Annotated in this window: 21 protein-coding genes; 3 read left to right on the top strand and 18 right to left on the bottom strand. The window is 64.2% G+C overall.

Features of this window, described 5'->3' with window-relative positions:
• Position 1: 1 nt before the first annotated feature.
• The 9 genes from JQ575_RS08340 to JQ575_RS08300 form a co-directional block, all read right to left on the bottom strand.
• Positions 2 to 559, bottom strand: coding sequence for a DinB family protein (locus tag JQ575_RS08340; RefSeq protein WP_212032734.1), 558 nt, complete (start codon positions 557 to 559; stop codon positions 2 to 4).
• Positions 560 to 582: 23 nt separating this feature from the next.
• Complete coding sequence (locus JQ575_RS08335) at positions 583 to 1,548, bottom strand: VOC family protein (protein ID WP_212032733.1); 966 nt, start codon at positions 1,546 to 1,548, stop codon at positions 583 to 585.
• Positions 1,549 to 1,677: 129 nt separating this feature from the next.
• Positions 1,678 to 2,937 (bottom strand): serine hydrolase, encoded by a 1,260-nt coding sequence (locus JQ575_RS08330; protein WP_212032732.1) that lies wholly within the window; start codon positions 2,935 to 2,937, stop codon positions 1,678 to 1,680.
• Between the two features lie 112 nt (positions 2,938 to 3,049).
• Positions 3,050 to 4,579 (bottom strand): ABC transporter substrate-binding protein, encoded by a 1,530-nt coding sequence (locus JQ575_RS08325; protein WP_212032731.1) that lies wholly within the window; start codon positions 4,577 to 4,579, stop codon positions 3,050 to 3,052.
• 46 nt (positions 4,580 to 4,625) lie between these two features.
• Positions 4,626 to 5,576, bottom strand: a complete 951-nt coding sequence (locus JQ575_RS08320; RefSeq protein WP_212032730.1) for an ABC transporter ATP-binding protein — start codon at positions 5,574 to 5,576, stop codon at positions 4,626 to 4,628.
• The gene (locus tag JQ575_RS08315) at positions 5,573 to 6,553 is read right to left on the bottom strand and encodes an ABC transporter ATP-binding protein (protein WP_212032729.1); all 981 of its coding nucleotides are present in this window, start codon (positions 6,551 to 6,553) and stop codon (positions 5,573 to 5,575) included. The genes JQ575_RS08320 and JQ575_RS08315 overlap by 4 nt, the downstream gene beginning before the upstream one ends.
• Entirely contained in the window at positions 6,550 to 7,416 is an 867-nt protein-coding gene (locus tag JQ575_RS08310; protein ID WP_212032728.1) for an ABC transporter permease, read from the bottom strand. The genes JQ575_RS08315 and JQ575_RS08310 overlap by 4 nt, the downstream gene beginning before the upstream one ends.
• Entirely contained in the window at positions 7,413 to 8,330 is a 918-nt protein-coding gene (locus JQ575_RS08305; RefSeq protein WP_192736646.1) for an ABC transporter permease, read from the bottom strand. Before JQ575_RS08305 ends, JQ575_RS08310 begins: the two co-directional genes overlap by 4 nt.
• Before the next feature lie 239 nt (positions 8,331 to 8,569).
• A complete protein-coding gene (locus JQ575_RS08300) occupies positions 8,570 to 9,454 on the bottom strand; it encodes a dihydrodipicolinate synthase family protein (RefSeq protein WP_212032727.1) in 885 nt (294 codons plus the stop codon).
• A 144-nt stretch (positions 9,455 to 9,598) separates the two neighbouring features.
• On the opposite strand from JQ575_RS08300, the gene JQ575_RS08295 reads away from it, so the two are divergent.
• Both JQ575_RS08295 and JQ575_RS08290 read left to right on the top strand, forming a co-directional pair.
• Complete coding sequence (locus JQ575_RS08295) at positions 9,599 to 11,011, top strand: FAD-binding oxidoreductase (protein ID WP_212032834.1); 1,413 nt, start codon at positions 9,599 to 9,601, stop codon at positions 11,009 to 11,011.
• A 23-nt stretch (positions 11,012 to 11,034) separates the two neighbouring features.
• Positions 11,035 to 11,700, top strand: a complete 666-nt coding sequence (locus JQ575_RS08290) for a GntR family transcriptional regulator (protein WP_212032726.1) — start codon at positions 11,035 to 11,037, stop codon at positions 11,698 to 11,700.
• Positions 11,701 to 11,724: 24 nt separating this feature from the next.
• Here JQ575_RS08290 and JQ575_RS08285 read toward each other — a convergent pair whose 3' ends face one another.
• The 9 genes from JQ575_RS08285 to JQ575_RS08245 all read right to left on the bottom strand — a co-directional run bounded on the left by JQ575_RS08285 (position 11,725) and on the right by JQ575_RS08245 (position 23,878).
• Positions 11,725 to 13,137 (bottom strand): amidase, encoded by a 1,413-nt coding sequence (locus tag JQ575_RS08285; RefSeq protein WP_212032725.1) that lies wholly within the window; start codon positions 13,135 to 13,137, stop codon positions 11,725 to 11,727.
• A 3-nt stretch (positions 13,138 to 13,140) separates the two neighbouring features.
• Complete coding sequence (locus JQ575_RS08280) at positions 13,141 to 15,483, bottom strand: molybdopterin guanine dinucleotide-containing S/N-oxide reductase (RefSeq protein WP_212032724.1); 2,343 nt, start codon at positions 15,481 to 15,483, stop codon at positions 13,141 to 13,143.
• A gap of 360 nt (positions 15,484 to 15,843) precedes the next feature.
• The gene (cbbX, locus tag JQ575_RS08275) at positions 15,844 to 16,722 is read right to left on the bottom strand and encodes a CbbX protein (RefSeq protein WP_212032723.1); all 879 of its coding nucleotides are present in this window, start codon (positions 16,720 to 16,722) and stop codon (positions 15,844 to 15,846) included.
• A 135-nt stretch (positions 16,723 to 16,857) separates the two neighbouring features.
• The gene (locus tag JQ575_RS08270; protein ID WP_212032722.1) at positions 16,858 to 17,277 is read right to left on the bottom strand and encodes a ribulose bisphosphate carboxylase small subunit; all 420 of its coding nucleotides are present in this window, start codon (positions 17,275 to 17,277) and stop codon (positions 16,858 to 16,860) included.
• An 11-nt stretch (positions 17,278 to 17,288) separates the two neighbouring features.
• Positions 17,289 to 18,749 (bottom strand): form I ribulose bisphosphate carboxylase large subunit, encoded by a 1,461-nt coding sequence (locus tag JQ575_RS08265; protein WP_192736926.1) that lies wholly within the window; start codon positions 18,747 to 18,749, stop codon positions 17,289 to 17,291.
• A gap of 55 nt (positions 18,750 to 18,804) precedes the next feature.
• Positions 18,805 to 19,887, bottom strand: coding sequence for a class II fructose-bisphosphate aldolase (gene fba, locus JQ575_RS08260; protein ID WP_212032721.1), 1,083 nt, complete (start codon positions 19,885 to 19,887; stop codon positions 18,805 to 18,807).
• Between the two features lie 34 nt (positions 19,888 to 19,921).
• Positions 19,922 to 21,952, bottom strand: a complete 2,031-nt coding sequence (gene tkt / locus JQ575_RS08255) for a transketolase (protein ID WP_212032720.1) — start codon at positions 21,950 to 21,952, stop codon at positions 19,922 to 19,924.
• Positions 21,949 to 22,824 (bottom strand): phosphoribulokinase, encoded by an 876-nt coding sequence (locus tag JQ575_RS08250; protein ID WP_212032719.1) that lies wholly within the window; start codon positions 22,822 to 22,824, stop codon positions 21,949 to 21,951. The genes tkt and JQ575_RS08250 overlap by 4 nt, the downstream gene beginning before the upstream one ends.
• Before the next feature lie 13 nt (positions 22,825 to 22,837).
• The gene (locus tag JQ575_RS08245) at positions 22,838 to 23,878 is read right to left on the bottom strand and encodes a class 1 fructose-bisphosphatase (protein ID WP_212032718.1); all 1,041 of its coding nucleotides are present in this window, start codon (positions 23,876 to 23,878) and stop codon (positions 22,838 to 22,840) included.
• Positions 23,879 to 24,026: 148 nt separating this feature from the next.
• Here JQ575_RS08245 and JQ575_RS08240 point away from each other — a divergent pair, with 148 nt between their 5' ends.
• Positions 24,027 to 24,998, top strand: a complete 972-nt coding sequence (locus JQ575_RS08240; RefSeq protein WP_212032717.1) for a LysR substrate-binding domain-containing protein — start codon at positions 24,027 to 24,029, stop codon at positions 24,996 to 24,998.
• Positions 24,999 to 25,037: the final 39 nt, after the last annotated feature.

Here is a 25,037-nt window from a genome sequence, read left to right as displayed (position 1 = left end):
CTCAGCGGCGCCAGATTTTATCCTCGCTCCAGCCAAGCTCTGCAAACTCCGCTGCGCGCAACGGCGCCTCTTCCGCGGCAAAGAACTCGTCGAGCTGCGGCGGCTTGACACCGGTCGCGCTCAACATCGCATGAGCCTGGCCGCGATGATGAATCTGATGCTGGAACAGATGCAGCAGCAGCCGGTCCATCCGCTCATGCTGGATGCGACTGCCGCGGTGGACGTTGACGATGCGATCGAGATCTTCAGCGCCGAGGCGCTCGACAAAGGCAATCAACCGGCGGTCCATCTCGCCTTGCGCGTCGCGGAGAATGCTGACGGTTTCGCACGGCTCCTCGTTGGCCCAGGCCGCCGGCCCCAATGTGCCGCCTTCCAGGGCGTCGATGTAAAAGCGGTCGATGATCAGGATGTGATTGAGCGTGGCGCGCAGGCTTGGAAAGAAGCCGGTGCGCGGCGCGGTGAAATCCGCTTGCGACAGCGTGGCACAGGCGGTCAGCAAACGATGATTGGCCCAGCCATTGTTATAGGCCATGGTACGGAAGGGAAGCACGGCATCCATCGTATCTGCTCCCGCCTGACGGCTCAGACCTTGACGAGGCGCACGCGCGTGCCCCAGGGGTCGGCGGCCTCGAAGCCACCGGCAACAGACGCGACCTGAACGCCGGCCTGACGCAGGCGCTCTTCCTTTGCCGCGAACAGATCCGCCTTCTCGATCTCCAGCGAAAACCAGGCGAGGCCGGTGGCCGCGTCGTCACGGCGGCCGGCACCGGCACTTTGCCAGACGTTGAGACCGAGATGGTGATGGTAGCGCCCCGAGGACAGGAACGCGGCGCCGCTGCGCGCCCGCGTCGGATCGAAGCCGAGCGTGCCGCGGTAGAAGCCGTCGGCCTTGGCGAGATCGCCGACGCGCAGATGCATATGCCCGATGCGCAAGCCGTCGGGCGCCTTGGCATAATCGCTGACGTTGGTATTGGTGAGCGAGACAAGATTGTCGATATCGAGCTGGTCGGTCCCCATCGTCACGGTGCCCTCGCTCCATTGCCAGAGCGAGGGATCGCGATCGGCATAGACCTCGATGCCATTACCTTCGGGGTCATCGAGATAGACGGATTCGCTGACGCGGTGATCGGCAAAGCCCGACAGCGGCACGCGGTGGATCGCGGCATTGACCAGCCAGCGCGCAAGATCCTTGCGCGTCGGCATCAGGAAAGCGGTGTGATAGAGCCCGGCGGCGCCGCGGGCTTCGTTCGCGGCGTCCGGGCGCGCCTCGAGCGCCAGCAGCTTGACCCCGCCGGCGCCGAGCGCGGCGCCGGTGGCCGAGCGTTCCATCACGGCAAGCCCGAGCAGGTCGCGGTAATAATCCGCCACCACATCGAGCTTGCGGACGCGGATCGTCACCATGCCGATCCGCATCGGCGTGCGGTTGGCGAAAGTCGGCCCGCCGCCGCTACCACCCTGCTCGGCGTGCGCCGCGGCCGCGGCGGCCGCCGCGAGTGAGGAGGCGCCGGCGAGATGCAGCAAGGTGCGACGGGTCATATCGAGGTTCATGGTGAGCGTGTTGCCTGTTTTCGGACGGGAATGACGGCGGTCTATCATATTTTCGACCGGCGAACTGCCCGCCATCGCGCCCGTTTCAATCACATCTACGTCGGCGGAATGGCAGTCACCCGGAGGTTACTAGGCCGCCCCGAGCGCGCGATATATCCCGCGCTCGAACTGCCGGTAGGCCAGCAGCGCCTGTTTGTCGACGAAGGGCAGGATCTGCATCATGATCACGCCCGCAATGCGCTTCTTCGGATCGATCCAGTAATAGGTATTGAACAGGCCGGCCCAGGTGAGGCTGCCCGCCGCGCGGCCTTCGCGGACCGGATCGACATTGATCATATGGCCGAGCCCCCAGCGCAGATGGACGCGCGGAAAAAAATCCACGTCGTTCGAAAGCGCCGGATTGGCGGTCTTGAGAATTCCTGCCTCGATATTGCCGATCTGGTTGGTCGACATCATTGCGACGGTATCCGGCCGCAACAGGCTTGTGCCGCGAAAACGTCCGCCGTTCAGCAACGCCTGCAGCAGGACCAGATAGTCCGGCGCGGTCGAATAGATGCCGCCGCCGCCGGAAAAGGCCGATGTCGGGGCCAGCTTCTCGAACGGTTTTGCGACGAGCTTTCCGCTGGCGTCGCGCACATGCAGGCTGGCCTGGCGGGCACGCTGCTGCTCGGTGATGACAAAGCCGGTGTCGTTCATGCCGAGCGGGCCGGTGATGTGTTCACTGAAATAGCGATCGATGGTTTGCCCGCTGGCGATCTCAACCAGCTGGCTGACATTGTCGATACTGCCGCCATAGGCCCATCGTGCGCCCGGCTCGAACATCAGCGGCCGGCGCGGCAGCGCCGGATCCGCCCGCGCCGCTTTCTGGTAGCGAACCACATTCGGATCCCACAGCGGGTAGCTGAAGCCGGATGTGTGCGTCAGCAGGTTTCGCAGCGTGATCGGCTTGTGCGCCGGTCGCAGCTGCGGCGCGCCTTTGGCATCGAAACCCGCAAGCACTTGAGGCGCGGCGAGCGTCGGATCGATGTTGGCGGCCGGCTCATCCAGTTTCAGTTTGCCGCGCTCGACCAGTTGCAAAGCGGCCACCGAGGTCAGCAGTTTGACCATCGAGGCGATGCGAAAAACCGTATCTGGTGACATTGGCATTGTGGCCGCGACGTTGCGGGTGCCGAACGTGCCCTGATACACGACCGAGGTTTCGTTCGCGGCCATCGCGACCACGCCGGGTATTTCCCTGGCCGCAACTTTCGCCTGCAGCGCGGCGTCGATCGCATCGCCGGAAACCGGCTTGCGGACAGGTGCGGCAAAGCCGGCCGTAGAAACCAGGCCTGCCGCCGCAAGCCCCGCGCTCCGCACCAACGCATCACGCCGACTGAGCAATCCTGTCATCGCGTTCCCGAATGCCGCGCCGAGATTCGGGCATTCTAGACGCTTCGAAACCGAAGACGCCAGTGGGCTAAACCGGCGCGGGCGATGCCGCGCCGGGCGCGTTCAGCTCTTGCTACTTCCACTTCGCCAGATAGAAGCGCGGCAGTTCGTCCGAGTACGGCGTGAAATCGAGCTGCTTGGAATAGCCGTAGGTCGTCACATAGGTGTGCAGCGGCGCGAAATAGGCCTGCTGGGTGACGCGCTGGATCACGGCCGAGTAGGCCTTGTTGCGGACTTCCGGGTCGATCGATGAACCGCCTTCGATCAGCCATTTCTGCACGTCCGGATCGCGCGCATAGTCGTCGGCGCCGCCGTCAAGGAAGTTCGGCATGAAAGCCGACACGTCGTTGATCGAATAGCTGCCCCAGCTTCCGATGTAGGTGCGCAGTTCGCCGGCCTTCGCCTTCTGGATCAGTGCCGCCGTCTGCAGCTGGTTGAGCTTGGCGCGAATACCGACGGCAATCAGGTAGTTCTGAACCGCCGAGCCCCACTGCGGCAGCACATAGCTCGCCACTTCGAGGTCGAAGCCATCAGGATAGCCGGCCTCGGCGAGAAGCTGTTTGGCCTTGGCGGGATTGTAGTCGTAGATCGTCGCGGCCTCGCCGTTGCAGCCGAACTGGGTCGGGAAGCAGGGCGCCGCCGGAACACGGCTGCCGCCGGTGACGAGCTTGTCGGCCATCGCCTGCCGGTCGATCGCGTGCCAGATCGCCTGGCGTACCTTGAGCTTGGTGATCGGATTATCAGCGCCGGTGCGGCCGGCCGCGTCGAGCGAGAGATAGCCGACCCGCATCGATTCCTTGCGCACGGCCGCAATGTGCGGAAGCTTGTTCACGTTTTCGAACTGGTCGGGATTCATGTTCCAGATCCAGTCCGCGCGGCTGGCCAGCAACTCCGTCATTTCCGTCGTCGCGTCTGGAACGAAGCGCACGCTCATCTTCTTGATCGCCGGCTTGCCCTTGGGGCTGCCGGCCCAATAATCCTCGAAACGCTCGAAGTCGATGGAGGCGCCCGCCTCAACCTTGGTGATCTTGTAGGGGCCGGTGCCGACCGGCGCCTTGGCGTAGCCTTCCGCGCCAACCTTCTCGCGATAGGCCTTCGGATAGATCGGCACGACCATGGCGAAATAATCCAGCGCCGCGGGCGTCGGCCGCTTCAGCTTGACGCGTACCGACAGGTCGCCGGTCTTCTCGGCCTTTTCAATCCAGTTGTAGTTCGCGGGCGTCGACACCTTGCTCGCGGGATCGGACACCAGATTGAGCGTGTAGACCACATCATCGGCGGTGAACGCGCTGCCGTCGTGGAATTTGACGCCGGGCCGGAGCGTGAATTCGATTGTGGTCGAATCCGGCAGCTTCCACTCGGTGGCGAGCAGCGGTTCGTTCTTGAACGTTTCAGGATTGCGGTAAACCAGCCCGTCCCAGGCCTGGTGGTGCATCACCACGCCGGTGCGCAGATTGTTATAGTAGGGATCGACGTTCGGCAGCGCGTCCCGCATCGTGATCCGCAACGTGTCGGCGGACTTCTGCGCCAGCGCCGGGGATGCGCCGGCACCGACCAGTGCCGCCGCGAGGATCGCCGCACCAAATCTCAATTGCACGCCCATGCCGTCCTCCTTTGGTTCCGATCGCAAGACCGATTTCAAGCACACTCTATGCCAGATGGCACTCTACCATTCCCTGGGGCGCGCGGACCATGGGCGTTGGTGCCACACGGCGGCAGCGTTCGACGGCGATGCCGCAGCGCGGGTTGAACCGGCAGCCCGGGGGAATATTGGCCGGATCCGGCATGGCATCGCCGAGGCCGATGTCGGGCACGCCACGGCCCGGCTCCGGCGTCAGCACGCTTTGCAGCAACGCCTGCGTGTAGGGATGACCGGGCGCACGAAACAGCGCGTCGGTTTCGTTGCGCTCGACGAAACGGCCGAGATACATCACCGCGACCTCGCTCGCGACATGCTCCACGACCGCCAGATTGTGGCTGATGAAAAGATAGGTCAGTCCGAGATCGCGGCGCAGATCGGCGAGCAAATTGAGGATTTGCGCCTGCACGGAAACGTCGAGCGCGCTGGTCGGCTCGTCGCAGATCACGATCCGCGGCTCGAGCACCAGCGCACGGGCAATCGCCGCCCGCTGACGCTGCCCGCCGGAGAGTTGCGAGGGCATGCGCTCGCCCATCGCCGCCGAAAGCCCGACGCGTTCGAGAATTTGAGCGACCCGGCGCTCGATTTCCGCGCGTGAGAAGGTGCCCTGGGCGGTCAATGGCAGCGCAACGATGTCCTTGATGCGGTGCCGCGGATTGAGCGAGGCGAACGGATCCTGGAACACCGGCTGGATCAGCCGCGCCCGCGCCTTGCGGTCGAGGTCGAACAGGCGCTTGCCGTCGACCAGCACGGTCCCCGCCGTCGGTTTCAGCAGCCCGAGGATCAGCCGCGCGAGGGTGGATTTTCCGCAGCCGGATTCGCCGACAATGCCGAGCACGCTGCCCGCCGGCACGCTGAAGGTAACGTCGTCGACCGCGATCACGCGTTTTTCCGCCGCGAACCAGCCGGCGTTGACCCGGAACTCGCACCGCAAATTCTGGACTTCGATCGCGACGCTCATGCGGGCTGCGGCTCCGAAAATTCCGGTGCGAGCCGGCACAGATAGTCGTGCGCGCTACCTGCCTGACGGCGCGGGATTTCGCGTTCGCAGCTGGCGTCGGCATGGGAACAGCGCGAGCGGAACGCGCAGCCTGCAAAGCCCGGTCCGATCGCCGGCACCACACCCGGGATCGAGCCGAGCGGCCGATCACGCTGCACCCGGCCCGGCACCGGCACGCAGGACAGCAATCCGCGCGTATAGGGGTGTTGTGGGCTGCGGAACAATTCCGCGGTCGGCGCGCGCTCCACCACCTCGCCCGCATACATCACCGACACCCGGTCGGCGACGCGGGCGACGATGCCGAGGTCATGGGTGATCAGCAGGATCGCAAGGCCGAGTTCGCGCTTCAAGGTCGCCAGCAGCCGCAAAATCTGCGCCTGCACGGTAACGTCGAGCGCGGTGGTCGGCTCGTCGGCGACCAGCAGTTCGGGATCGCACATCAGCGCCATCGCGATCATGACACGCTGACGCAAGCCGCCGGAAAGCTGGTGCGGGAACTGGCCGAGCCGCATCTCCGGCGCGGTGATACCGACGCGGCCCATCAATTCGACTGCCCGCTCGAGCGCGGCGGTGCGGGAGCCGCCCTTGTGGCGGGTCAGCACCTCAGCCATTTGCGAGCCGATCGTAAAGGCCGGGTTGAGGCTGGTCATCGGCTCCTGGAAGATCATCGAGATCCGATTGCCGCGCAGGCGCGCCATCTCGCGGTCGGACAGCGAAAGAAGGTCCGTGCCGGCGAAGCTCATGCGTTTGGCGGCGCGCCGGCCGCCGCGCGCGAGCAGGTTCATGATCGACAGCGCGGTCACCGATTTGCCGCAGCCGGATTCGCCGACCAGGCAATGGGTCTCGCCCTTCTCAACCTGCAACGAGGCGCCGCGTACCGCCGCGCTGCGGCCGCCGAACATCACTTCGAGATCCTCGATATCAAGCAATGCGCTCATCGCGACCGCTCCGAACCGAGCAGATTGCGCAATCCGTCGCCGACAAGATTGATGCCGAGCACCAGGATGAAGAGCGCGACGCCGGGCACCATGATCACCCAGGCCGAAAAGAACATGTAATCCTTGCCCTCGGCGATCATCAGCCCCCACGACGGCAGCGGCGGCGGCACGCCGAGGCCGAGGAACGACAGCGCCGCCTCGAGCAGGATCGCGAGCGCCATTTCCAACGTTGCCACCACGGCAAGATGGCTCGCGATGTTCGGCAGGATCTCCTTGATCAGCAGATGCGGGGTCGAGGCGCCGGCGCAGCGGGCGGCATTGACGTAATCGAGGCTGCGAATCTGCATCGTGGTCGCGCGCGCCACGACCGCAAAACGATCCCATAACAGAAGCCCGAGGGTTGCGACCACGAGGCCAAGGCCCGAGCCCATCAACCCCACGACCGCGAGCGCGACCAGCACCACCGGGATCGACAGCCGCGTGGTGATAGCGAACAGCACGGCGTCGTCGATGCGGCCGCCGAAGAAGCCGCCGAGCACGCCGAGCGTGATGCCGATCAACCCCGACGTGATAACCGTCATGATGCCGATCAGCAGCGAAATGCGCGCGCCGTACACCAGCCGCGCCAGATAATCGCGGCCGAGCTGATCGGTGCCGAACAGATGCCCGGCCTGGGTGCCCTCCATCCAGAATGGCGGCTTGAGGCGGTTGCCGAGGTCCTGGGTGAAGGGATCATGCGGCACCAGCTGATTGCCGATGATTGCGGCCACCGCGATGATCCCGACGATGACGATCCCGACCGTAAAGCCGGCCACGCCGACCCGCGACGTCAGCGGCGCATGGATTGCAATCGGTTCGCTCATCCGGTCCGGAGCCTCGGATCAAGCAGCGCGTTGAGGATGTCGGAAAGCAGCGTGAGGCCGATATAAATCGCGGCCAGCACCAGGACCACCGCCTGCACCACAGGGAAATCGTTCTTGGCGATGCTCTCCCAGCCAAGATAGCCGACGCCATGCAGCGCAAACACCGTTTCGATGACTATGGAGCCGCCCAGCATGAAGCCGAGCTGCACGGCGGCAATCGACACCACAGGAATCGCGGCATTGCGCAGCGCGTGCTTGAAGATGATGCGCGCGCGCGACAGGCCCTTGGCGCGCGCGGTGCGGATATAGTCGGACGCCATCGCCTCGATCATGCCGGAGCGAGTCAACCGCGTCAGTGCCGGGATTGCCGTAAAAGCGAGCACGATGCCCGGCATTACGAAGTGCTGCCAGGTTCCCGTGCCAGAGATCGGCAGGATGCCGAGATTGAGACCGAGCACGATCATCAGGATCAAGGCGAGCCAGAAGCTCGGGATCGCCTGCCCCACCATCGTGAACATGGTGACACCGCGGTCGAGCCAGGTGTTCTCGCGGACCGCCGCGAGGATGCCGAGCGGGATCGAGATGATCAGAGCCAGGCTCAGCCCCACCAGGCCGAGCGTGAGCGTGATGGGCAAGCGCTTCGCGATCAGGTTGGAGACGCTGTCCTTGAAGAAGTAGCTCTGGCCGAAATCGCCGACCATGGCGCGGCCGACCCAGCTAAAGAACTGGACGTAGAGCGGACGATCGAGGCCGTAGGCCTTGCGGATGATTTCGACGTCGGCCTGCGTCGCGGAAGGCCCGGCGATTGAAATGGCAAGGTCGCCCGACAGCCGCGTCAGCATGAATGCAAGCGTCATCACCGTGAGCGCGACCAGCAGGCCGAGACCGAGACGCCGGGCAATCAGAAGCAGCATCGAGAAGTCCAATACCGAAACGCAACGAGAGTGTTCAGGTCGGTGTCCCCTACCCGAAGCGACCGCACGGTGTCATCAAACAGACCCTCCATGCAAGAGCACGACTTGCCACATGCAAGAGCCGCGCCGCGGCCACGAGCAAGAGCCGCGCCGCGCCGCGCGCCGGTTTCAAGATGCAGGCCGTACCCGAGAGAGCTTCGAGCGTTGCGTACGGCACGTGAGACTTCGGCTTGAGACCTTCAGGCGACCTCCGGGCTCATCAACGTCTCCAGCTTCGCCTTGAAAGCCGCGCCGTCGGCGCACTGGCGCAGCGGTGGACGCACCCGCAGCCAGCCGGCGTCGCCGCTCTGCGCGGCGAGAATTGCCTTCAACGTCGCGGGGAACGACGGCCCGCTGGCCACGACGTCAATGGCGGCCTGCATGCGCGCTTCCGCGCCGGTCCCGTTGATCATGGCCTGAACCAGGCCGGGCACGACGTTGCCCATTCCACAAATCGTGCCGGCGCCGCCGGCTGCGATGGCGCGGGCGATATCGGCCTCGTTGCCGACCGTAATCGCAAGCTCGGGCGCGGCGGCACGAAACGCCTGGAATTGCCTGAAGTCGCCGCTTGAGTCCTTGAGGCCTGCGACGACAGCGCCGTAGCGCTTGCGCAGATTGGCCGCCACCGCGACCGGCACGGCGACGCCGGACACCTGCGGGATATGATAGAGCGTGGCGCGAAGGCGGTCGTCAGCCACGGCATCGAAGATCGCGGCGAACGAATCCTCGATTCCCTCAGGCGTGACGGCACGGTCGAAATAGGGCGGCAGGATCAGCACATGGTTCAATCCGAGGCTCAGCGCCGAACGCGCCAGCGCAATGCTGTCGGTAATGGCGGGAAAGCCGCCGCCAAGCCCGATGCGCGACGACGCCACGCCGGCCTTGAGCAACGCCTCGACGGTCGCGATCCGCTCGGCCATACCGAATGAGGTGCCCTCGCCGGTGGTGCCGAACAGCACGACTCCGTCGACACCCTTTTTGAAGAGGTTGAGGGCGTGTCCCGCGAGCTTCGCGTGATCCACGGTCCCACTGGCCGTCAGCGGTGTGGGCGCAGCCGCCCAAAACCCGCGAATTGCTGCTGTCATGACCTCTCCCATTGCATTTGGACGCCCCAAATGGGCTTCTTGACTTATCTTGTACCTTACATACAAGAAGACCTCAACTCGGTATTGAGCAGGCCGCGCTGCCAAAAACGCATGGACGCGCGACGGACCAACAAAGGCTCCGCCATGGATGCGATGACGCGACCCGAACGACCGCTGGAGCTGCTCAGTGCCTTGCAGCTCAAACTCGGCCCGCAGGCGGTGCTGACCGGCGCCGATATTCCCGCCCGCAACTGCAACGACTGGAGCGCGAGCCTGCCGCAAACACCAATCGCAGTGGTTCGGCCGCTGGACGCGGCCGGCGTATCCGAGGCGATCTCGACATGCCGCAAGGCGCAGCTGCCATTCGTGCCGCAAGGCGGATTGACCGGCCTGTGCGGCGGTGCCGCACCGGAGCCAGGCTGGGTCGCCATATCGCTGGAGCGAATGGTCGGCATCGAGGAGATCGATCGCGCCAGCGCGACCATGACGGTGAAGGCCGGCACGCCGCTGGAGACGATTCAAAAGGCCGCGGATGAAGCCGGCTTCTTCTTTCCGCTCGATCTGGGATCGCGCGGCTCCTGCGCCATCGGCGGCAATCTTTCCACCAATGCCGGCGGCAATCGCGTTATCCGTTACGGCATGACGCGCGAACTGGTGCTTGGTCTCGAAGTGGTGCTGCCGGACGGCACCATCGTGACCAACCTCAACAAGCTGCTGAAGAACAATGCCGGCTACGATCTGAAGCATCTGTTCATCGGCTCGGAAGGCACGCTCGGCATCATCACCCGCGTCGTATTGCGGCTGTTTCCGAAACCGCGCTCCACTATGGCGGCACTCTGCGCCGTAGCTGATTATCCTGCGGTGCTTGATCTGCTCGACGCGGCGCGTGGCGGGCTCGGTCCACTGCTGTCGGCGTTCGAAGTGATGTGGCCGGACTATTGGGAGGTGATCACCGCGCGGGCCGGCGTGCGCTCGCCGGTCGGCACCGGTCATGGTCTCTATGTGCTGGTGGAGGCGCAAGGCACCGATGAGAGCATCGATACGCCGCATTTCGAAGCCTGGCTCGAAGACCTGATGGCGCGGGGACTGCTGCAGGACGCCGCCGTCTCGCAATCGGTGGCGCAGACCAAGGCGTTCTGGGCGGTGCGCGACATCTGTTCGGAATTCGGCCAGGTGCTCGGCCCGCACATTTCCTACGACATCGGGCTTGCGGTGGCGCGGATGGACGAGTTCGTCAGCCGCTGCAAGGCCGCGCTGGCCGCCGGCATCACCGGATGCGAGAGCGTCTATTACGGCCATATCGGCGACGGCAATTTGCATCTGGTGTCCTGGGTCGCGGGCCTGCCGGTCGAGCGCCAGCCAAAGGAGGCAATGGACGCGATCATTTACGGCCTGGTGCGCGAGATGGGCGGCAGCGTCTCCGCCGAACACGGCATCGGCACGATGAAGAAGAAATGGCTCGGCCATGCGCGCAGCGAAGCGGAGATCGCGCTGATGCGCACGCTGAAGGCGGCGCTCGATCCCGATCATTTGCTCAATCCCGGAAAGGTGATCTGATCGAGGCGGAGGCAAGAGGGCCCATGAAATCGCTCAAGCTCGATGCACCGAAGTCGCTGTCGCAGCGGGTCATGCTGCGGCTGCGTCAGGCCATCATCGATGGCGAATTCGGACTGGGTGCGGTCATTTCCGAAGAGATGATCGCGCAATCGTTCGGCGTCAGCCGAACGCCGGTGCGCGAAGCGATGGGTCTGTTGCAATCGCAGGGGCTCGTGGTGATAAGGCCGCAGGTCGGCAGCTTTGTCTTTACCCCGAGCGCGGCCGACATCTCGGCGCTTTGCGCGTTCAGGATCATCATCGAGCCCAAGGCTGCCGAGCTCGCCTATCGTCATGACCGCGCCGGCGCACTCGCGGCGATGCGGTCCGCGATCTCGGAGACGGAGCTGGCGCTGGCGGCCAAGGACAACGTCGCCTATGGGCGAGCGGATACCGCGCTGCATGAGGCCTTCTTCGCGCACTGCGGCAATCGCTATCTCGTGGAGTCCTATCAACTGGTATCGGGACGCGTGGCCGCGCTGCGCACCAATTTGAGCGCACCGGTCGACGTCCAGACACCAGCCTCGTTCGACGAGCACCGCAAGCTGCTCCACCTGTTCGAGCGCGGCGAGCTCGCGGCTTTCGAGACACTGATGACGTCGCACATCGCCAATTCAGGGCTGACCTACGCGCGGGCGCTGGAAGTCGCGTAGGCTATCGCCCCGCCGTTGCGCTTCTCAAGCGATCGGCGGACGCGCGGAGGCCCATGGACGTACGGCCTCGAAAGCGGCGGACATTTGCAGCACGCCGAGATCGTCACAGCGCCGGCCGACGATCTGCAAGCCCACCGGCAGGCCTGATGCGGTGAACCCGCAGGGAAGCGACGCGGCCGGATTCTGCGCCAGGTTGAAGGGATAGGAAAACTCCGCCCACGACATCCAGTCCCACGGATGTTGCGGCCAGTGGTCGGGTTGCAACTGCGTGGCGGGGAATGCCGCAACCGACACCGCCGGTGTCAGGAGGAAATCCCAATCCTCGAAGAAATGGTGGATCTCCGCGCAATAAGCGAGTTTTGCGACTTTCATTTTCAAATAGTCTGACAGCGTGATGTGCTGTCCGGCCTCAAAACATGCAACAAAGCCCGGATCCAGCCGGTCGCGGAATTCGGCGACGCGATCCGCGTAACGGCTGTAATGCGCCGGCCAGAAGAAGCGCGCCAGTTCCGGGCCCTTTGGCCCCCATGGCGTTGCCACCTGTTCGACGCGCCAGCCGAGCTCGGTTTCGAACACCTCCGCGGCCTTGCGCACCAATGCCGCCACATCAGGATCGACGCGGGCATGGCCGAGATCCGGACTGAACGCGATACGCGGCGCGCGCGGCCGGCTCGCGAACTGTGCGGGATAGTCGGCAGGCGGTCCTTCGAGGCTCGATTGATCGTCAGGATGGCGGCCGGCCATCACTTTGAGCATCAGGGCAGCGTCGGCGACCGTGCGCGTCAAAGGGCCGAGATGCACGGTGTTGTCGCTCGGGGTCATCGGCGATTGCGGCACGCGTCCGTAGGTCGGCTTGATTCCGTAGACGCCGCAAAAATGCGCGGGCATGCGGATCGAGCCCGCGCCATCACTGCCTTGATGCAGCGGACCATAGCCCGCCGCAGCGCCTACGCCGGCGCCGGAAGAAGACGCGCCGGCGTTCAAACCGAGCTTCCAGGGATTATGCGTCACCCCGGTCAGCGGGCTGTGGCTGACGCCCTTCCAGCCGAATTCGGGCGTGGTGGTCTTGCCGAGGATGATGGCGCCCGCCTCGCGGAGCCGCGCGACCGCGACGTTATCTGCGGGCGCGACCTCGCCGCGGAACAAATAGGTCCCGCGTTCGAACGGCATGCCGCGCACCGGTTCGAGGTCCTTGATGGTCACGGGGACCCCGTGCAGAGGACCCATAGAGGCTCCCTTGGCAAGGGCGGTGTCGGCAGTTTTCGCGGCGGCCATCGCCTCTTCCGCCGCGAGATGGGCAAAGCCGTTCAGTTTGGGCTCGAGGGCTGTGATGCGCTCCAGCACCGTCGACGTGATTTCGACGGAGGATAGTTTTTTGGCGCGGATCGCGCCCGCCAGCTCCGTTGCCGGCGTGAAGCAGAGATCGACTTTATCCATGACCTAGCTTCCGCGCTTCGCGGTCACGGGCGGATCATAGGCCTGGATCGGCGGCAGATTGCCGGTGAAACGTTCGACCTCGGCGGTCGTCAGTTGTCCGGTGCAGCCCTGCGCCAGAGAGGACGTGCCGACGTCCCGCGTCAGCACGTTCGGATTGCCGTGCACGCAGAGCGAGGCTTCTTCCTGGGGATCGGCGGGATCGTACCACGCGCCGGTAGCCAACTGGATCACGCCCTGCCGGATGTCGTCGGTGACGCGTACGCCTGCAAGACACGCGCCGCGCTCGTTGAACAGGCGAATGATGTCGCCATCGGAAATCCCGCGCGCGGCGGCGTCGATCGGATTCATACATGCCACCTCGCGTCCGCGGTGCTTCGACGCTGCACTGTGGCCACCGAAATCGAGCTGGCTATGCAACCGCGTCGCCGGCTGGTTGGCGACAAGAATCAGCGGCGCCGAAGGCGCCGGCACCTGGACCCGCTCGAGCCAGGCCGGATGACCCGGACAGTCGGCCTCGCCAAAGCCCGCGATGGTCTCCGAGAAAATCTCGAGCTTGCCGCTGGGCGTCGGCAGTTTTGCATTTTCCGGATCGTCGCGGAAACGGCGCAACTGCCCGCCATCGTCGGGATGCTGCGGCATGATCAGGCCGTCGCCCTTCCAGAATTCGTCGAAACTCGGCGCCGCTAATCCGCGCTCCGCCAGCCCTTTCCGCGTCGGCTCGTACAGATGCTCCAGCCATTGACGAACATTGCGGCCTTCGGTGAACTCTTCGCGCTTGCCGAGGCGTTCGGCGAGATCGGAGAAGATGGCGTAATCGTCCCGCGCTTCGCCATAAGGCGGCGCAATCTGCTGCATCGGCACCAGCAAGGGATCGTTGGCGTTGGCGCCGATATCCTCGCGCTCCAGCGTCATGGTGGCGGGCAGCACGAAATCGGCATGCCGCGCCGTCGCGGTCCAGCCCAGTTCATGCACCACCAACGTATCGACCTGCGCAAAAGCCTTCCGCAGGCGATTGATGTCCTGATGATGATGGAAGGGATTGCCGCCGGCCCAATAGACCAGCTTGATGTCGGGATAGGTCTTGGTCTTGCCGTTGTAGCGATAGGTGCCGCCGGGATTGAGCAGCATGTCGGCGATACGGGCGACCGGAATGAATTCGGTGACGCCGTTGCGCGCTTGCGAAAGTGTCGGCGTCGGCACGGAATTGTAGCGCCGTCCGTAATACGCGATGGCCCCGAGCGCGTAGGCGTAGCCCCCGCCCGGCAGGCCGATCTGCCCCAATGCTGCGGCGAGCACGGCGCCCATCCAGACCGGCTGCTCGCCATGTTCGGCGCGTTGCAGCGAATGCGAGACCACGATCAGCGCGCGGCGGCCGTGAAGCTTGCGTGCGAGCGCCACGATGGTGTCGGCGGCAACGCCTGATATCGCGGCGGCCCATGCCGCGTCCTTGGGCTGGCCGTCCGTCTCGCCCAGAACGTAACGCTCGAACACCGGCCAGCCGACCGTGAAGCGATCGAGGAACGCGCGATCGTGCAGGCCCTCGACGACCAGCGTATACACCAGCGCCAGCATCAGGGCGACATCGGTGCCGGGAATGTTGCTGATCCATTGCGAGCGGGCTTCATCCGGCAAATCGCCGCGCAGCGGGCTGACATGGACGAACTGGCAGCCGCGTTCGGCGGCGCGCGCCATCGCGCCACGCTCGACGTGCTTGCTGGTGCCGCCGCCGGCCACCATGCTGTTCTTCAGCGCCATACCGCCGAAGGCGAGCACGACATCGCTGTGCTCGGCGATCTGCTCCCAGGAGACGTTGCGCTTGGTCAAATCCTCATAGTCGCCGATGATGTGCGGCACCACGACGGTGGCAGCGCCGGAACTATATGAATTGACCGACTTGACGTAGCCGCCCATGGCGACGTTCAGGAAGCGATGGACCTGGCTTTGCGCATGGTGAAAGCGGCCCGCGCTCGACCAGCCATAGGATCCGCCGAACACCGCGCCCGGACCGTAATTGTCCCGCACCCGGGCGAGTTCCGCGCCGAGCAGGTCCAGCGCGTCCTTCCACGACATCGGGACAAATTCATCACGTCCGCGGCGCGCGTCCGGGCCGCGTTTTCCTTCGAGCCAGCCGCGGCGCACCATCGGCTGCGCGACCCGCGCGCGGTGGCGCAAGGCGCCGGGAAAATTATCGATGATCTGGTTCGGATCGGGATCGTCAGGATGCGGCCGAACCTCGAGTTCATCGCCCTGCCAGCGCGCCGAAAACACGCCCCAATGGGACGAATGCGGCCGGAAAGCTGCGTCGGCCGGGGAAGCGGGAGGGGTTTTCTCGGTCACATCGGTCATTCGCAATCTCTCATCGCCATTTGGTGCATGCCAGCACAAATCTGCCGCCGACAGTGTAGACCCATCGGGCGCTAAGAGTATTGCGAAATTAGGGAGAGAGGCCTGCTCGACCCGCGCCCCTGGCTATGCGGCCGGCAAGGGCGAGGCTAAGCTCACTGTCTGATCCGATTTAGGACGCTGCGCACGCATTCTACGAGGTTGCCAAGCCGAGCCGATCATTCGCCGTTCCCGCAGGCCTACCTCTACAACCCCGGCAATACCGCAACCGGGATGGCGATACTCGATGACTAGGAGTACGAGACCGGCGAAATTCGGCGCAAAGACTTGCCCTGATCCGGCGCTCGTCATGCGCGATGGCAACTACGACTTATCCTTCAAAAACACCCGGCTGGCGAGCACGTCCGACGCCTGCAGCGACATCACGTCGTCGGCGTCCAGCATGCGGTCGAGATCGGCGACGAGACGATTGGCCTGGCGCAGCCGCATGCGGTCGAGCGCGTTCCGGATCGAGCGCGCGTTGGAGAACAGCGGCTGGGTGACGCGTGCCGCGATGTAGCGGATGAACGCCTGCCGCGCTTCGTCGCTGAACTTGTAGTTCATGTCGTGCAGCATCAGCTCGGCGATGGCAAGCAGCTCATCATTGGAATAGTCCGGAAAATCGATGTGATGGGCGATGCGGGAGCGGAAACCCGGATTGCTGGCGAAGAATTTTTCCATGCGGTCGCCATAGCCGGCAAGGATCACCACCAGATCCTCGCGCTGCGATTCCATCACCTGCAGCAATATCTCGATCGCCTCCTGGCCGTAGTCGCGTTCATTGTCCGGCCGATTGAGATAATAGGCCTCATCGATGAACAGCACGCCGCCCATCGCCTTCTTCAGCACCTCCTTGGTCTTGGGCGCGGTGTGGCCGATATATTGTCCCACCAGCTCATCGCGGGTGACCGAGACGACATGGCCGCGGCGGACGAAACCAAGCCGGTGGAGAATGCCCGCGATCCGCAGCGCCACCGTGGTCTTGCCGGTGCCGGGATTGCCGGTGAACGACATGTGCAGTGTCGGCGTGTCCGTCGTCAGATTCATGCGCTTGCGGATACGTTCGATCAATAGCAGCGACGCGATCTCGCGAATGCGGGTCTTGACCGGCTTCAGCCCGATCAGCTCGCGGTCGAGCTGCGTCAGGATCTCCTCGCTGCCGACGGCCTCGAGCTCTTCGCGGAGATTGACCCGGTCTGTCATTGGTGAGGCATCCAAATCCATCTGCGAACCGCCTTTCGAGAAAAAAACTCCGTCGCCACCCTTATGGCGACGGAGCAGTACTTCCGGCTGGGGTCGATGAGGGAGCACCGCCGGCCGGCAGGAGAAACGAGCGAGCTAACCGTAGCGACCGCCTTCGGGGCGATCGACCGCGTAGGACTTCGTGGTGTAGCGGATGTTGCGGCCGGCCATCTCGTGCCGCTCGAGGCGGAAGCCGGGTTCGTCCTTTGGCCGGTTGACGATGAAGGACAGCCGCACCGATTCCCAGCCGTGGCTGTTATCGAACGCCGACAGGCGGATGTAGCTGTTGCCATACACCTTGCGGCATTGACCGAGCTCCATCATCACGCCGGCAGCGTCGCGGAGATCGAACATCGGCAATCCCCACATCTCCCAGAAACTGTTGCGAGGATGCGGATCGTCGGTGAACTCGATGTTCACCGCCCATCCCTTCTCCAGGCAATACTGGACCTGGCGGGAAATCTGCTCGTCGGTAAGGTCCGGCAGGAACGAGAAGCAGCCCTGGGTAATACGCATGATTTCGCTCCTTACATTGCGACGCTGGGTGTGGGGACGTAGTCGGGCATGTCGGTCGATTCGTAGTTGAAGGTGACGTTCTTCCAGACCTCGAGCGCCGACTTCAGCGGCGTGCAGGTCTCTGCCGCCTTGGCCAGAATTTCCGGCCCTTCGCGCAGATAGTCGCGGCCCTCGTTGCGGGCGAGGATCATCGCTTCCAGCGCCACGCGATTGGCGGTCGCACCGGCCTGAATGCCCATCGGGTGACCGATGGTGCCGCCGCCGAACTGCAGGATCACGTCTTCGCCGAGATGATCGAGCAATTGGTGCATCTGCCCGGCGTGAATGCCGCCGGATGCGACCGGCATCATCCGGTTGAGGCTGGCCCAGTTCTGGTCGAAGAACACGCCGTGCTCGAGCCGCACCGGATTGTAGTCCTCGCGGCAGATGTCGTAATAGCCGCGCGTGGTCGCCGGATCGCCTTCGAGCTTGCCGACCACGGTGCCGGCATGGATATGATCGACCCCGGCGAGCCGCATCCATTTCGCGATGACGCGGAACGAGACGCCATGACTGCGCTGCCGTGTGTAGGTCGAATGCCCTGCCCGATGCAGATGCAGGATCATGTCGTTGCGGCGCGCCCACTTCGCCATCGACTGGATCGCGGTGTAGCCGATGACGAGGTCGATCATGATGATGACCGAACCGAGCTCCTTGGCGAATTCGGCCCGCTCGTACATGTCCTCCATGGTTCCGGCGGTGACGTTGAGATAGGTACCCTTGATCTCGCCGGACGCGGCCTGCGCCTTGTTGACCGCCTCCATGCAGTAGAGGAAGCGCTCGCGCCAATGCATGAACGGCTGCGAGTTGATGTTCTCGTCGTCCTTGGTGAAGTCGAGCCCGCCCTTCAGCGCTTCATAGACCACGCGTCCGTAGTTGCGGCCTGAGAGCCCGAGCTTCGGCTTCACGGTGGCCCCGAGCAGCGGGCGGCCGAACTTGTCCATGCGCTCGCGCTCGACCACGATGCCGGTCGCGGGGCCCTGGAACGTCTTCACATAGGCCACCGGCAGCCGCATGTCCTCCAGCCGCAACGCCTTCAGCGGCTTGAAGCCGAACACGTTGCCGATGATCGACGCCGACAGGTTGGCGATCGATCCGTTCTCGAACAGATCGAGATCGTAGGCGATATAGGCGAAGTATTGCCCCGGTGAATTCGGAACCGGATCGACGCGATAGCACTTCGCACGGTATTTTTCCGCCGCCGTGAGCCGGTCGGTCCACACCACGGTCCAGGTTGCGGTCGAGGATTCGCCGGCCACGGCCGCCGCGGCCTCGATCGGATCGACGCCATCCTGCGGCGTGACCCGGAACAGCGCGATGATGTCGGTGTCCTTTGGCACATAGTCGGGCTCCCAATAGCCCATCTTCTTGTATTCCATGACGCCGGACTTGTAGCGTTCCTTGCCGCGAATGGTCATCGAGTGCTGGTTCATCTTGGTTTCCTCTTGTTGCGTGCGGCGGCTGGTCGGAAGCGTGGGGATCAAAAGATCAGGCGGCATGGGTCATCTCCCCGATGCGTGGGTCGAGCGCGCCGGAGCGATAGCGCCTCGCCATCTCGGCCAATGGAACGACCTTGATCTTCGAGGCGTGGCCGGCGGTGCCGAATTGCTCGAAGCGCTCACGGCAAAGGTCGCGCAGCGCGTCCATCGCCGGTTTGAGGAATTTGCGCGGATCGAATTCGCTGCGGCTTTGGGTCGCGACCTTGCGGAACGCCGCGGCCATCGCCAGCCGGCAGTCGGTGTCGATGTTGACCTTGCGGACGCCATGCTTGATGCCGCGGACGATCTCCTCGACCGGCACGCCCCAGGTTTGCGGCATCTCGCCGCCGAACTGGTTGAACATGTCCTGCAGCGGCTGCGGCACCGAGGAGGAACCGTGCATCACCAGATGCGTATTCGGCAGCCGGCGATGGATCTCCTCGACCACCCGCATCGCAAGGATGTCGCCGTCCGGCTTGCGCGAGAATTTGTAGGCGCCGTGCGAAGTGCCCATCGCGATCGCCAGCGCATCGACCTTGGTGGCGCGGACGAAATCGACCGCCTGGTCCGGATCGGTCAGCAGCTGGTCATGACTGACCTCTCCTTCGACGCCGTGGCCGTCCTCCTGCTCGCCGCCGCCATGCTCCAGCGAGCCGAGCACGCCCAGTTCGCCTTCGACCGAAGCGCCGATCCAGTGCGCCATGTCGACGACCCGGCGGGTGATATCGACGTTGTAGTCATAATCCGCCGCGGTCTTGGCATCGGCCTTGAGCGAGCCGTCCATCATGACGGACGTGAAGCCATGCTTGATCGCGGTGGCGCAGGTTGCTTCCTCATTGCCGTGGTCCTGGTGCAGGCACAGCGGAATCTGCGGATACATCTCCTCCAGCGCGTCGATCATCTTCGAGAGCATGATGTCGTTGGCGTAGGAGCGTGCGCCGCGCGAGGCCTGGATGATAACAGGCGCATCGACGGCGGCCGCCGCCTCCATGATCGCAAGGCCCTGCTCCATATTGTTGATGTTGAATGCCGGCACGCCGTAGCCGCGCTCGGCGGCATGATCCAGCAATTGCCTCAGTGTGATCCTGGCCATTGGCGCCTCCGTGTCGTTGCTTGTTTGCAGCCGGTCATGTGTCGCTTGCCGCCATCCTTGCCCGTGCGATACAGCGCAGGGCGGCCTTCGCTACCCCGTCCGCGGTGATGCCGAACTCGCGGTAGAGCGTTTCGGCCGGTGCGGACGCGCCAAAGCCGGTCATGCCGACGAATTCGCCGTCATCGCCGAGCCAGCGCGCCCAGTCGCCCTCGACCGCGGCTTCGACACCGATCCGTGGCACGCGTCCGAGCACCGCGGTTCGATATTCGCGCGATTGCTGGCGAAACAATTCGAAGCACGGCGCCGAGACCACGGCCGCGCGGACGCCGACGCTTGCCAGCAGTTCGGCCGCGTGCATGGCGATCGATACTTCCGAGCCCGTCGCGATCAGGGTGACGTCACGGCCTTCCTCCGGATCGACCACGACGTAGGCGCCAAACGCGACCAGATTCTGCTCGCCGGCTTCGCGGAACGTCGGCATCGCCTGCCGCGACAGGCACAGCAGCGACGGGCTATTTTGGGCGCGTAACGCGCAGTCCCAGGCCTCCGCGGTTTCAACGGCATCGCCGGGGCGAAACACCAGCAAATTGGGGATCGCCCGCAGCGATGCCAGATGCTCGACCGGCTGGTGAGTGGGGCCATCTTCGCCCAGTCCGATCGAGTCGTGCGTCATCACATGGATGACGCGGATACCCATCAATGCCGCCAGCCTGATCGCGGGGCGGCTGTAGTCGGCGAAGCTGAGAAAGGTGCCGCCATAGGGAATGAAGCCGCCATGCAACGCGATGCCGTTCATCGCCGCCGCCATCGCGTGCTCGCGGACGCCGTAGTGAATGTAGCTGCCGTTGAGGCAATCGGCCTGCACCGGCCGATGCGTCTTGGCGCGCGTCAGGTTGGAATGGGTCAGATCGGCGGAGCCGCCGAGCAGATTCGGCAGCGCCTCGGCGATCCCGTCGATCACCAGCTGCGATGCCTGCCGGGTCGCAATGTTCGGCCGCTCGGCAGAGAAGCGATCGCGCAACCCCGCTATCGTGTCAACGTAGCCGCACGGCAGATTGCGATTGAGGGCATCGTGAAACGGCGAGCGCGCCGCGGCACAGCGCTTGGTCCGCTCGATCCAGCTGCGGCGGGCGGCATGCCCGCGTGCGCCGGCATTGCGCCATTGCGCCACGATATGCTCCGGAATCTGGAATGGCGGGTGCGGCCAGTTCAGCGCATCGCGGGTCTTTGCAACCTCATCGGCGCCGAGTGGCGCGCCATGGGCTTTTTCACTGCCCTGGCGGTTCGGCGCCCCGAAACCGATCAGCGTGCGGCAGGCAATCAACGACGGCCGGTCGCTGGTGCGGGCCCGTTCGATGGCGGAGGCGATGGCTTCGGGGTCGTGGCCGTCGATCCGGCAGGCCGACCATCCGGAGGCCTTGAACCGCGCGAGCTGGTCATCCGAACACGACAGCGAGGTCGCGCCATCGATCGAAATCTCATTGTCGTCGAACAGCACGATCAGCCGGTTGAGCCTGAGATGACCGGCCAGCGAGATCGCCTCATGGCTGAGGCCTTCCATCAGGCAGCCATCGCCTGATATCACATAGGTGAAGTGATCGACGTAGTCGTCGCCGAAGCGCGCATTCATCAGTCGTTCGGCGAGTGCCATGCCGACGGCGGTGGCGATGCCCTGCCCGAGCGGCCCGGTGGTGGTCTCGACGCCAGGCGTGTGGCCATACTCCGGATGTCCCGGCGTCTTCGATCCCCATTGCCGGAAGGCCCTGAGTTCGTCCGACGTCACGCCCTCATAGCCCGTCAGGTGCAACAGCGCATACAGCAGCATCGAGCCGTGACCGGCGGAGAGCACAAAGCGATCGCGGTCGGGCCATGCCGGGTCGGCCGGATCGAATTTGAGGAACCGCGAGAACAGGACAGTCGCTACGTCGGCCATGCCCATCGGCATGCCGGGATGACCGGATTTCGCCTGCTCGACCGCATCGATCGCCAGAAAACGGATCGCGTTGGCCATTTCCGCGTGCGAAGCATCCGGACGGGTGACAGTGCGGGACAGGGGAGCGTTCATGTCGTGCGCCTCTTGCGTTCCATCAGTTGCAGGATCAGCGGGGTGAGGATGAGCTGCATCGCCAGATCGAGTTTCGCGCCATGGATCACGATCGAATTGGCGCGCGACATGAAGCTGTGCGGGATCATCGACAGCAGATACGGAAAATCGATGCCGCGCGGATTCTTAAGGCGGATCACCACCATCGATTCATCCGGCGTCGGAATCCAGCGCGCGATGAACGGGTTCGAGGTATCGACGGTCGGCACGCGCTGGAAATTGATGTCGGTCTCGGCGAATTGCGGGCAGATATAGTTCACGTAGTCGGGCATGCGCCGCAGGATGGTGTCGGTCACCACCTCCGCGGTATAGCCGCGGGCGCTGCGGTCACGGTGCAGCTTCTGGATCCATTCCAGGTTGATGACAGGCACGACGCCGATCTTGAGATCGGCATGCTGCGCGACGTTGACCTTGTCGGTCACGACGGCGCCGTGCAGTCCTTCGTAGAACAGCAGGTCGGAATTCTCAGGCAATTTGCGCCAGTCGGTGAACGTGCCCGGTTCGGCGCCGTACAGCTTCGCCTCTTCGTCGTCGTGGATGTAATGACGCGTCGTTCCGGTGCCGGATTCGCCGTAGTCCCGGAACACCCGTTCGAGCTCCACGAACAGGTTGGTTTCCGGGCTGAAATGGCTGAAATGCCTGTTGCCGCGCTCAGCCTCCTCCAGCATTTTCGTGCGCATCTCGAACCGATTGTAGCGGTGGAAGGCGTCGCCTTCGATATAGGCCGCAACCACCTTTTCGCGGCGGAAGATCTGCTCGAACGTCTTCTTCACCGACGTCGTGCCGGCGCCCGACGAACCCGTGATCGATATGATGGGATGAGCCCGTGACATGTCGATCGCCCCGTCAGAGAAACAGACCGCGCCGCGCAAACAGCGGTGCGTCGCTATTGTCGAACATCGGTTCGATCCTGTCGTGAATGGCGGTTACGTCGCGCACGTGGTGCACCGATCCCATGATCAGTGGCACCCGCTGATGCGGGGTTTTTGCAGCCAGTTCCAGAATTCGCCGGCGCCCGGTCGACGCCGCGCCTCCAGCCCATTCCATGATCAGCGCCATTGGATGGGCTTCGTACAGCAGGCGAAGCCGCCCTTCCCGATAGCTCGGGCGGGCATCGGCCGGATAAAGAAACACGCCGCCACGCACCAGGATGCGAAGCGCTTCGGCCACCAGCGAACCGATCCAGCGCATGTTGAAATCCGCCTCGCCGCCGCCGCTGGTGCCGGAGAGACACTCGTCGATATAGGTGCGGACCGGCCCGTGCCAGTGGCGGTGATTGGACGCGTTGATGGCGAACTCCGGCATATTGCGTGCGATCTGCACGCCCTGCCGGGTCTGCACAAACTCCTGCGCGTGGCGATCGAGCATGAAGACATCGACGCGCGCGTTGAGCGCGAGGACGAACGTGGTCTGCGGACCGTAGACAATGAAACCCGCGGCACACTGCGCCGTGCCGGGCTCGAAGAAGGTCGAAAGCAGGTCGTTGCCCCTGGGGCGGATCGAAAAGATGGTGCCGACCGAGATATTGTTGTCGAGGTTGGCCGATCCATCGAGCGGGTCGATCGCAACACAGAACGGCGCCGAAGGACGCAAGGTTTCCGGCAGCGCCGCTTCCTCGGAAAGAACCGCCGCCACCGGGGTGCCGCGCAAGGCGCGCCGTATCATTTCATCGGCGGCGACATCGATATCCTTTTGCTGATCGCCGTCCGGATTGATGCCGCCGTTCCGCCCGGTGATGCCTGCGAACGGCCCATCCGCGATTAACCCGGCAAGCTCGATGGAAGCGGCGGCAATCGCCTTGATCACGTCGGCAAGCGCAGCGCCATGCAGCGGCGTCTGCAACGCGGACCGATCGAGATGTGAACGCAGCGTCACGCGCTCGTCCATGGCCGTCTCCCATGTGCCCTCTTTCGGGGGCTCTCAAGCGTCTCGCCGGTTTGGCAATCCGCAATGTCAAAGGAAACGCAGTTTGCCGAATTAGTAAAATTTTGTTATCTTTGGTCTGGGCAAAGTTTTTGTTATAAAGGGTGCGGCAATGGCAGGCCGGTTATTGCGGGAAGTGACGATCCGCCAGTTGCGCGCACTGGCCGCTGTTCAAAAAAGCCGATCGGTCACATCAGCGGCCAAACAGCTCCATCTCACCCAGCCCGCGGTCACGCTGCAGCTTCGCAATTTGCAGGCACTCGCCGGGCTGCCGCTGATCCAGCGCACCGGCGACGGCATGCTGCTGACGGATGCCGGGCGCGAAGTGCTGGCGCTGACTGAGCGGATCGAGGCGGCGATATCAGATTGCGAAACCACGATGGCGATGATGGCGGGCAAGACCGCCGGCCGCATCTCGATCGGCGCCGTCAGCACCGCGAAATATTTCGTGCCGTTCATGATTTCAGGATTTTCAAAGCGGCACCCGGACGTCGAAGTCACGCTCTCGATCGGAAACCGGCAGGAGATCGGCACGGCATTGCGCGGCTACGATCTCGACTTTGCGATCATGGGCCGCCCGCCGGCCGACATCGACATGAACGTTCACCTGATCGGCGACCACCCCCACGTCATCATCGCGCCGACCGGACATCGGCTGGCGCGAAAAACCCGCATCGCGCCGGGCGAGCTTGCGAGCGAGACTTTCCTGACGCGCGAACCCGGATCCGGAACGCGCGGCCTGATGGAGCAGCTGTTCGAATCCGCCGGCATTCGCCCCAAGATCGGCCTTGCCATGAGCAGCAACGAGACCATCAAGCAGGCCGTGATTGCGGGTCTCGGCATTGCATTCATTTCCGCGCACACGGTGGCTACCGAGCTGGACGAACGGCGATTGACGACCCTCGACGTGGTCGGCCTTCCCGTGGTCCGGCAATGGTTCGTGCTGGCCCGCAAGGACAAGGTCTTGCTGCCGCCGGCGCAGGCGATGCTCGATTTTCTCTCTACCAGGGGCAAGCAGTTTCTGCCGCGCACCAATGGCCGCCTGCGTCTTACCCGGTCATCAACCCGCAAAAAGCGCGGCTGAAATGCCCCGCAAGTTCTGCTCACGCTGCTACCTTTGGCC

It is taken from the genome of Bradyrhizobium sp. JYMT SZCCT0428 (assembly GCF_018131075.1).
Taxonomy (GTDB): Bacteria; Pseudomonadota; Alphaproteobacteria; order Rhizobiales; family Xanthobacteraceae; genus Bradyrhizobium.
Note: the sequence above shows the minus strand (reverse complement) of the source record. Positions and strands in the feature narration are given on the sequence as shown.

What these genes read in the sequence shown, in the direction of transcription:
- JQ575_RS08340 (WP_212032734.1), bottom strand. Translation starts at nt 559, where the DNA reads ATGGATGCCGTGCTTCCCTTCCGTACCATGGCCTATAACAATGGCTGG.
- JQ575_RS08335 (WP_212032733.1), bottom strand. Translation starts at nt 1,548, where the DNA reads ATGAACCTCGATATGACCCGTCGCACCTTGCTGCATCTCGCCGGCGCC.
- JQ575_RS08330 (WP_212032732.1), bottom strand. Translation starts at nt 2,937, where the DNA reads ATGACAGGATTGCTCAGTCGGCGTGATGCGTTGGTGCGGAGCGCGGGG.
- JQ575_RS08325 (WP_212032731.1), bottom strand. Translation starts at nt 4,579, where the DNA reads ATGGGCGTGCAATTGAGATTTGGTGCGGCGATCCTCGCGGCGGCACTG.
- JQ575_RS08320 (WP_212032730.1), bottom strand. Translation starts at nt 5,576, where the DNA reads ATGAGCGTCGCGATCGAAGTCCAGAATTTGCGGTGCGAGTTCCGGGTC.
- JQ575_RS08315 (WP_212032729.1), bottom strand. Translation starts at nt 6,553, where the DNA reads ATGAGCGCATTGCTTGATATCGAGGATCTCGAAGTGATGTTCGGCGGC.
- JQ575_RS08310 (WP_212032728.1), bottom strand. Translation starts at nt 7,416, where the DNA reads ATGAGCGAACCGATTGCAATCCATGCGCCGCTGACGTCGCGGGTCGGC.
- JQ575_RS08305 (WP_192736646.1), bottom strand. Translation starts at nt 8,330, where the DNA reads ATGCTGCTTCTGATTGCCCGGCGTCTCGGTCTCGGCCTGCTGGTCGCG.
- JQ575_RS08300 (WP_212032727.1), bottom strand. Translation starts at nt 9,454, where the DNA reads ATGACAGCAGCAATTCGCGGGTTTTGGGCGGCTGCGCCCACACCGCTG.
- JQ575_RS08295 (WP_212032834.1), top strand. Translation starts at nt 9,599, where the DNA reads ATGGATGCGATGACGCGACCCGAACGACCGCTGGAGCTGCTCAGTGCC.
- JQ575_RS08290 (WP_212032726.1), top strand. Translation starts at nt 11,035, where the DNA reads ATGAAATCGCTCAAGCTCGATGCACCGAAGTCGCTGTCGCAGCGGGTC.
- JQ575_RS08285 (WP_212032725.1), bottom strand. Translation starts at nt 13,137, where the DNA reads ATGGATAAAGTCGATCTCTGCTTCACGCCGGCAACGGAGCTGGCGGGC.
- JQ575_RS08280 (WP_212032724.1), bottom strand. Translation starts at nt 15,483, where the DNA reads ATGACCGATGTGACCGAGAAAACCCCTCCCGCTTCCCCGGCCGACGCA.
- cbbX (WP_212032723.1), bottom strand. Translation starts at nt 16,722, where the DNA reads ATGACAGACCGGGTCAATCTCCGCGAAGAGCTCGAGGCCGTCGGCAGC.
- JQ575_RS08270 (WP_212032722.1), bottom strand. Translation starts at nt 17,277, where the DNA reads ATGCGTATTACCCAGGGCTGCTTCTCGTTCCTGCCGGACCTTACCGAC.
- JQ575_RS08265 (WP_192736926.1), bottom strand. Translation starts at nt 18,749, where the DNA reads ATGAACCAGCACTCGATGACCATTCGCGGCAAGGAACGCTACAAGTCC.
- fba (WP_212032721.1), bottom strand. Translation starts at nt 19,887, where the DNA reads ATGGCCAGGATCACACTGAGGCAATTGCTGGATCATGCCGCCGAGCGC.
- tkt (WP_212032720.1), bottom strand. Translation starts at nt 21,952, where the DNA reads ATGAACGCTCCCCTGTCCCGCACTGTCACCCGTCCGGATGCTTCGCAC.
- JQ575_RS08250 (WP_212032719.1), bottom strand. Translation starts at nt 22,824, where the DNA reads ATGTCACGGGCTCATCCCATCATATCGATCACGGGTTCGTCGGGCGCC.
- JQ575_RS08245 (WP_212032718.1), bottom strand. Translation starts at nt 23,878, where the DNA reads ATGGACGAGCGCGTGACGCTGCGTTCACATCTCGATCGGTCCGCGTTG.
- JQ575_RS08240 (WP_212032717.1), top strand. Translation starts at nt 24,027, where the DNA reads ATGGCAGGCCGGTTATTGCGGGAAGTGACGATCCGCCAGTTGCGCGCA.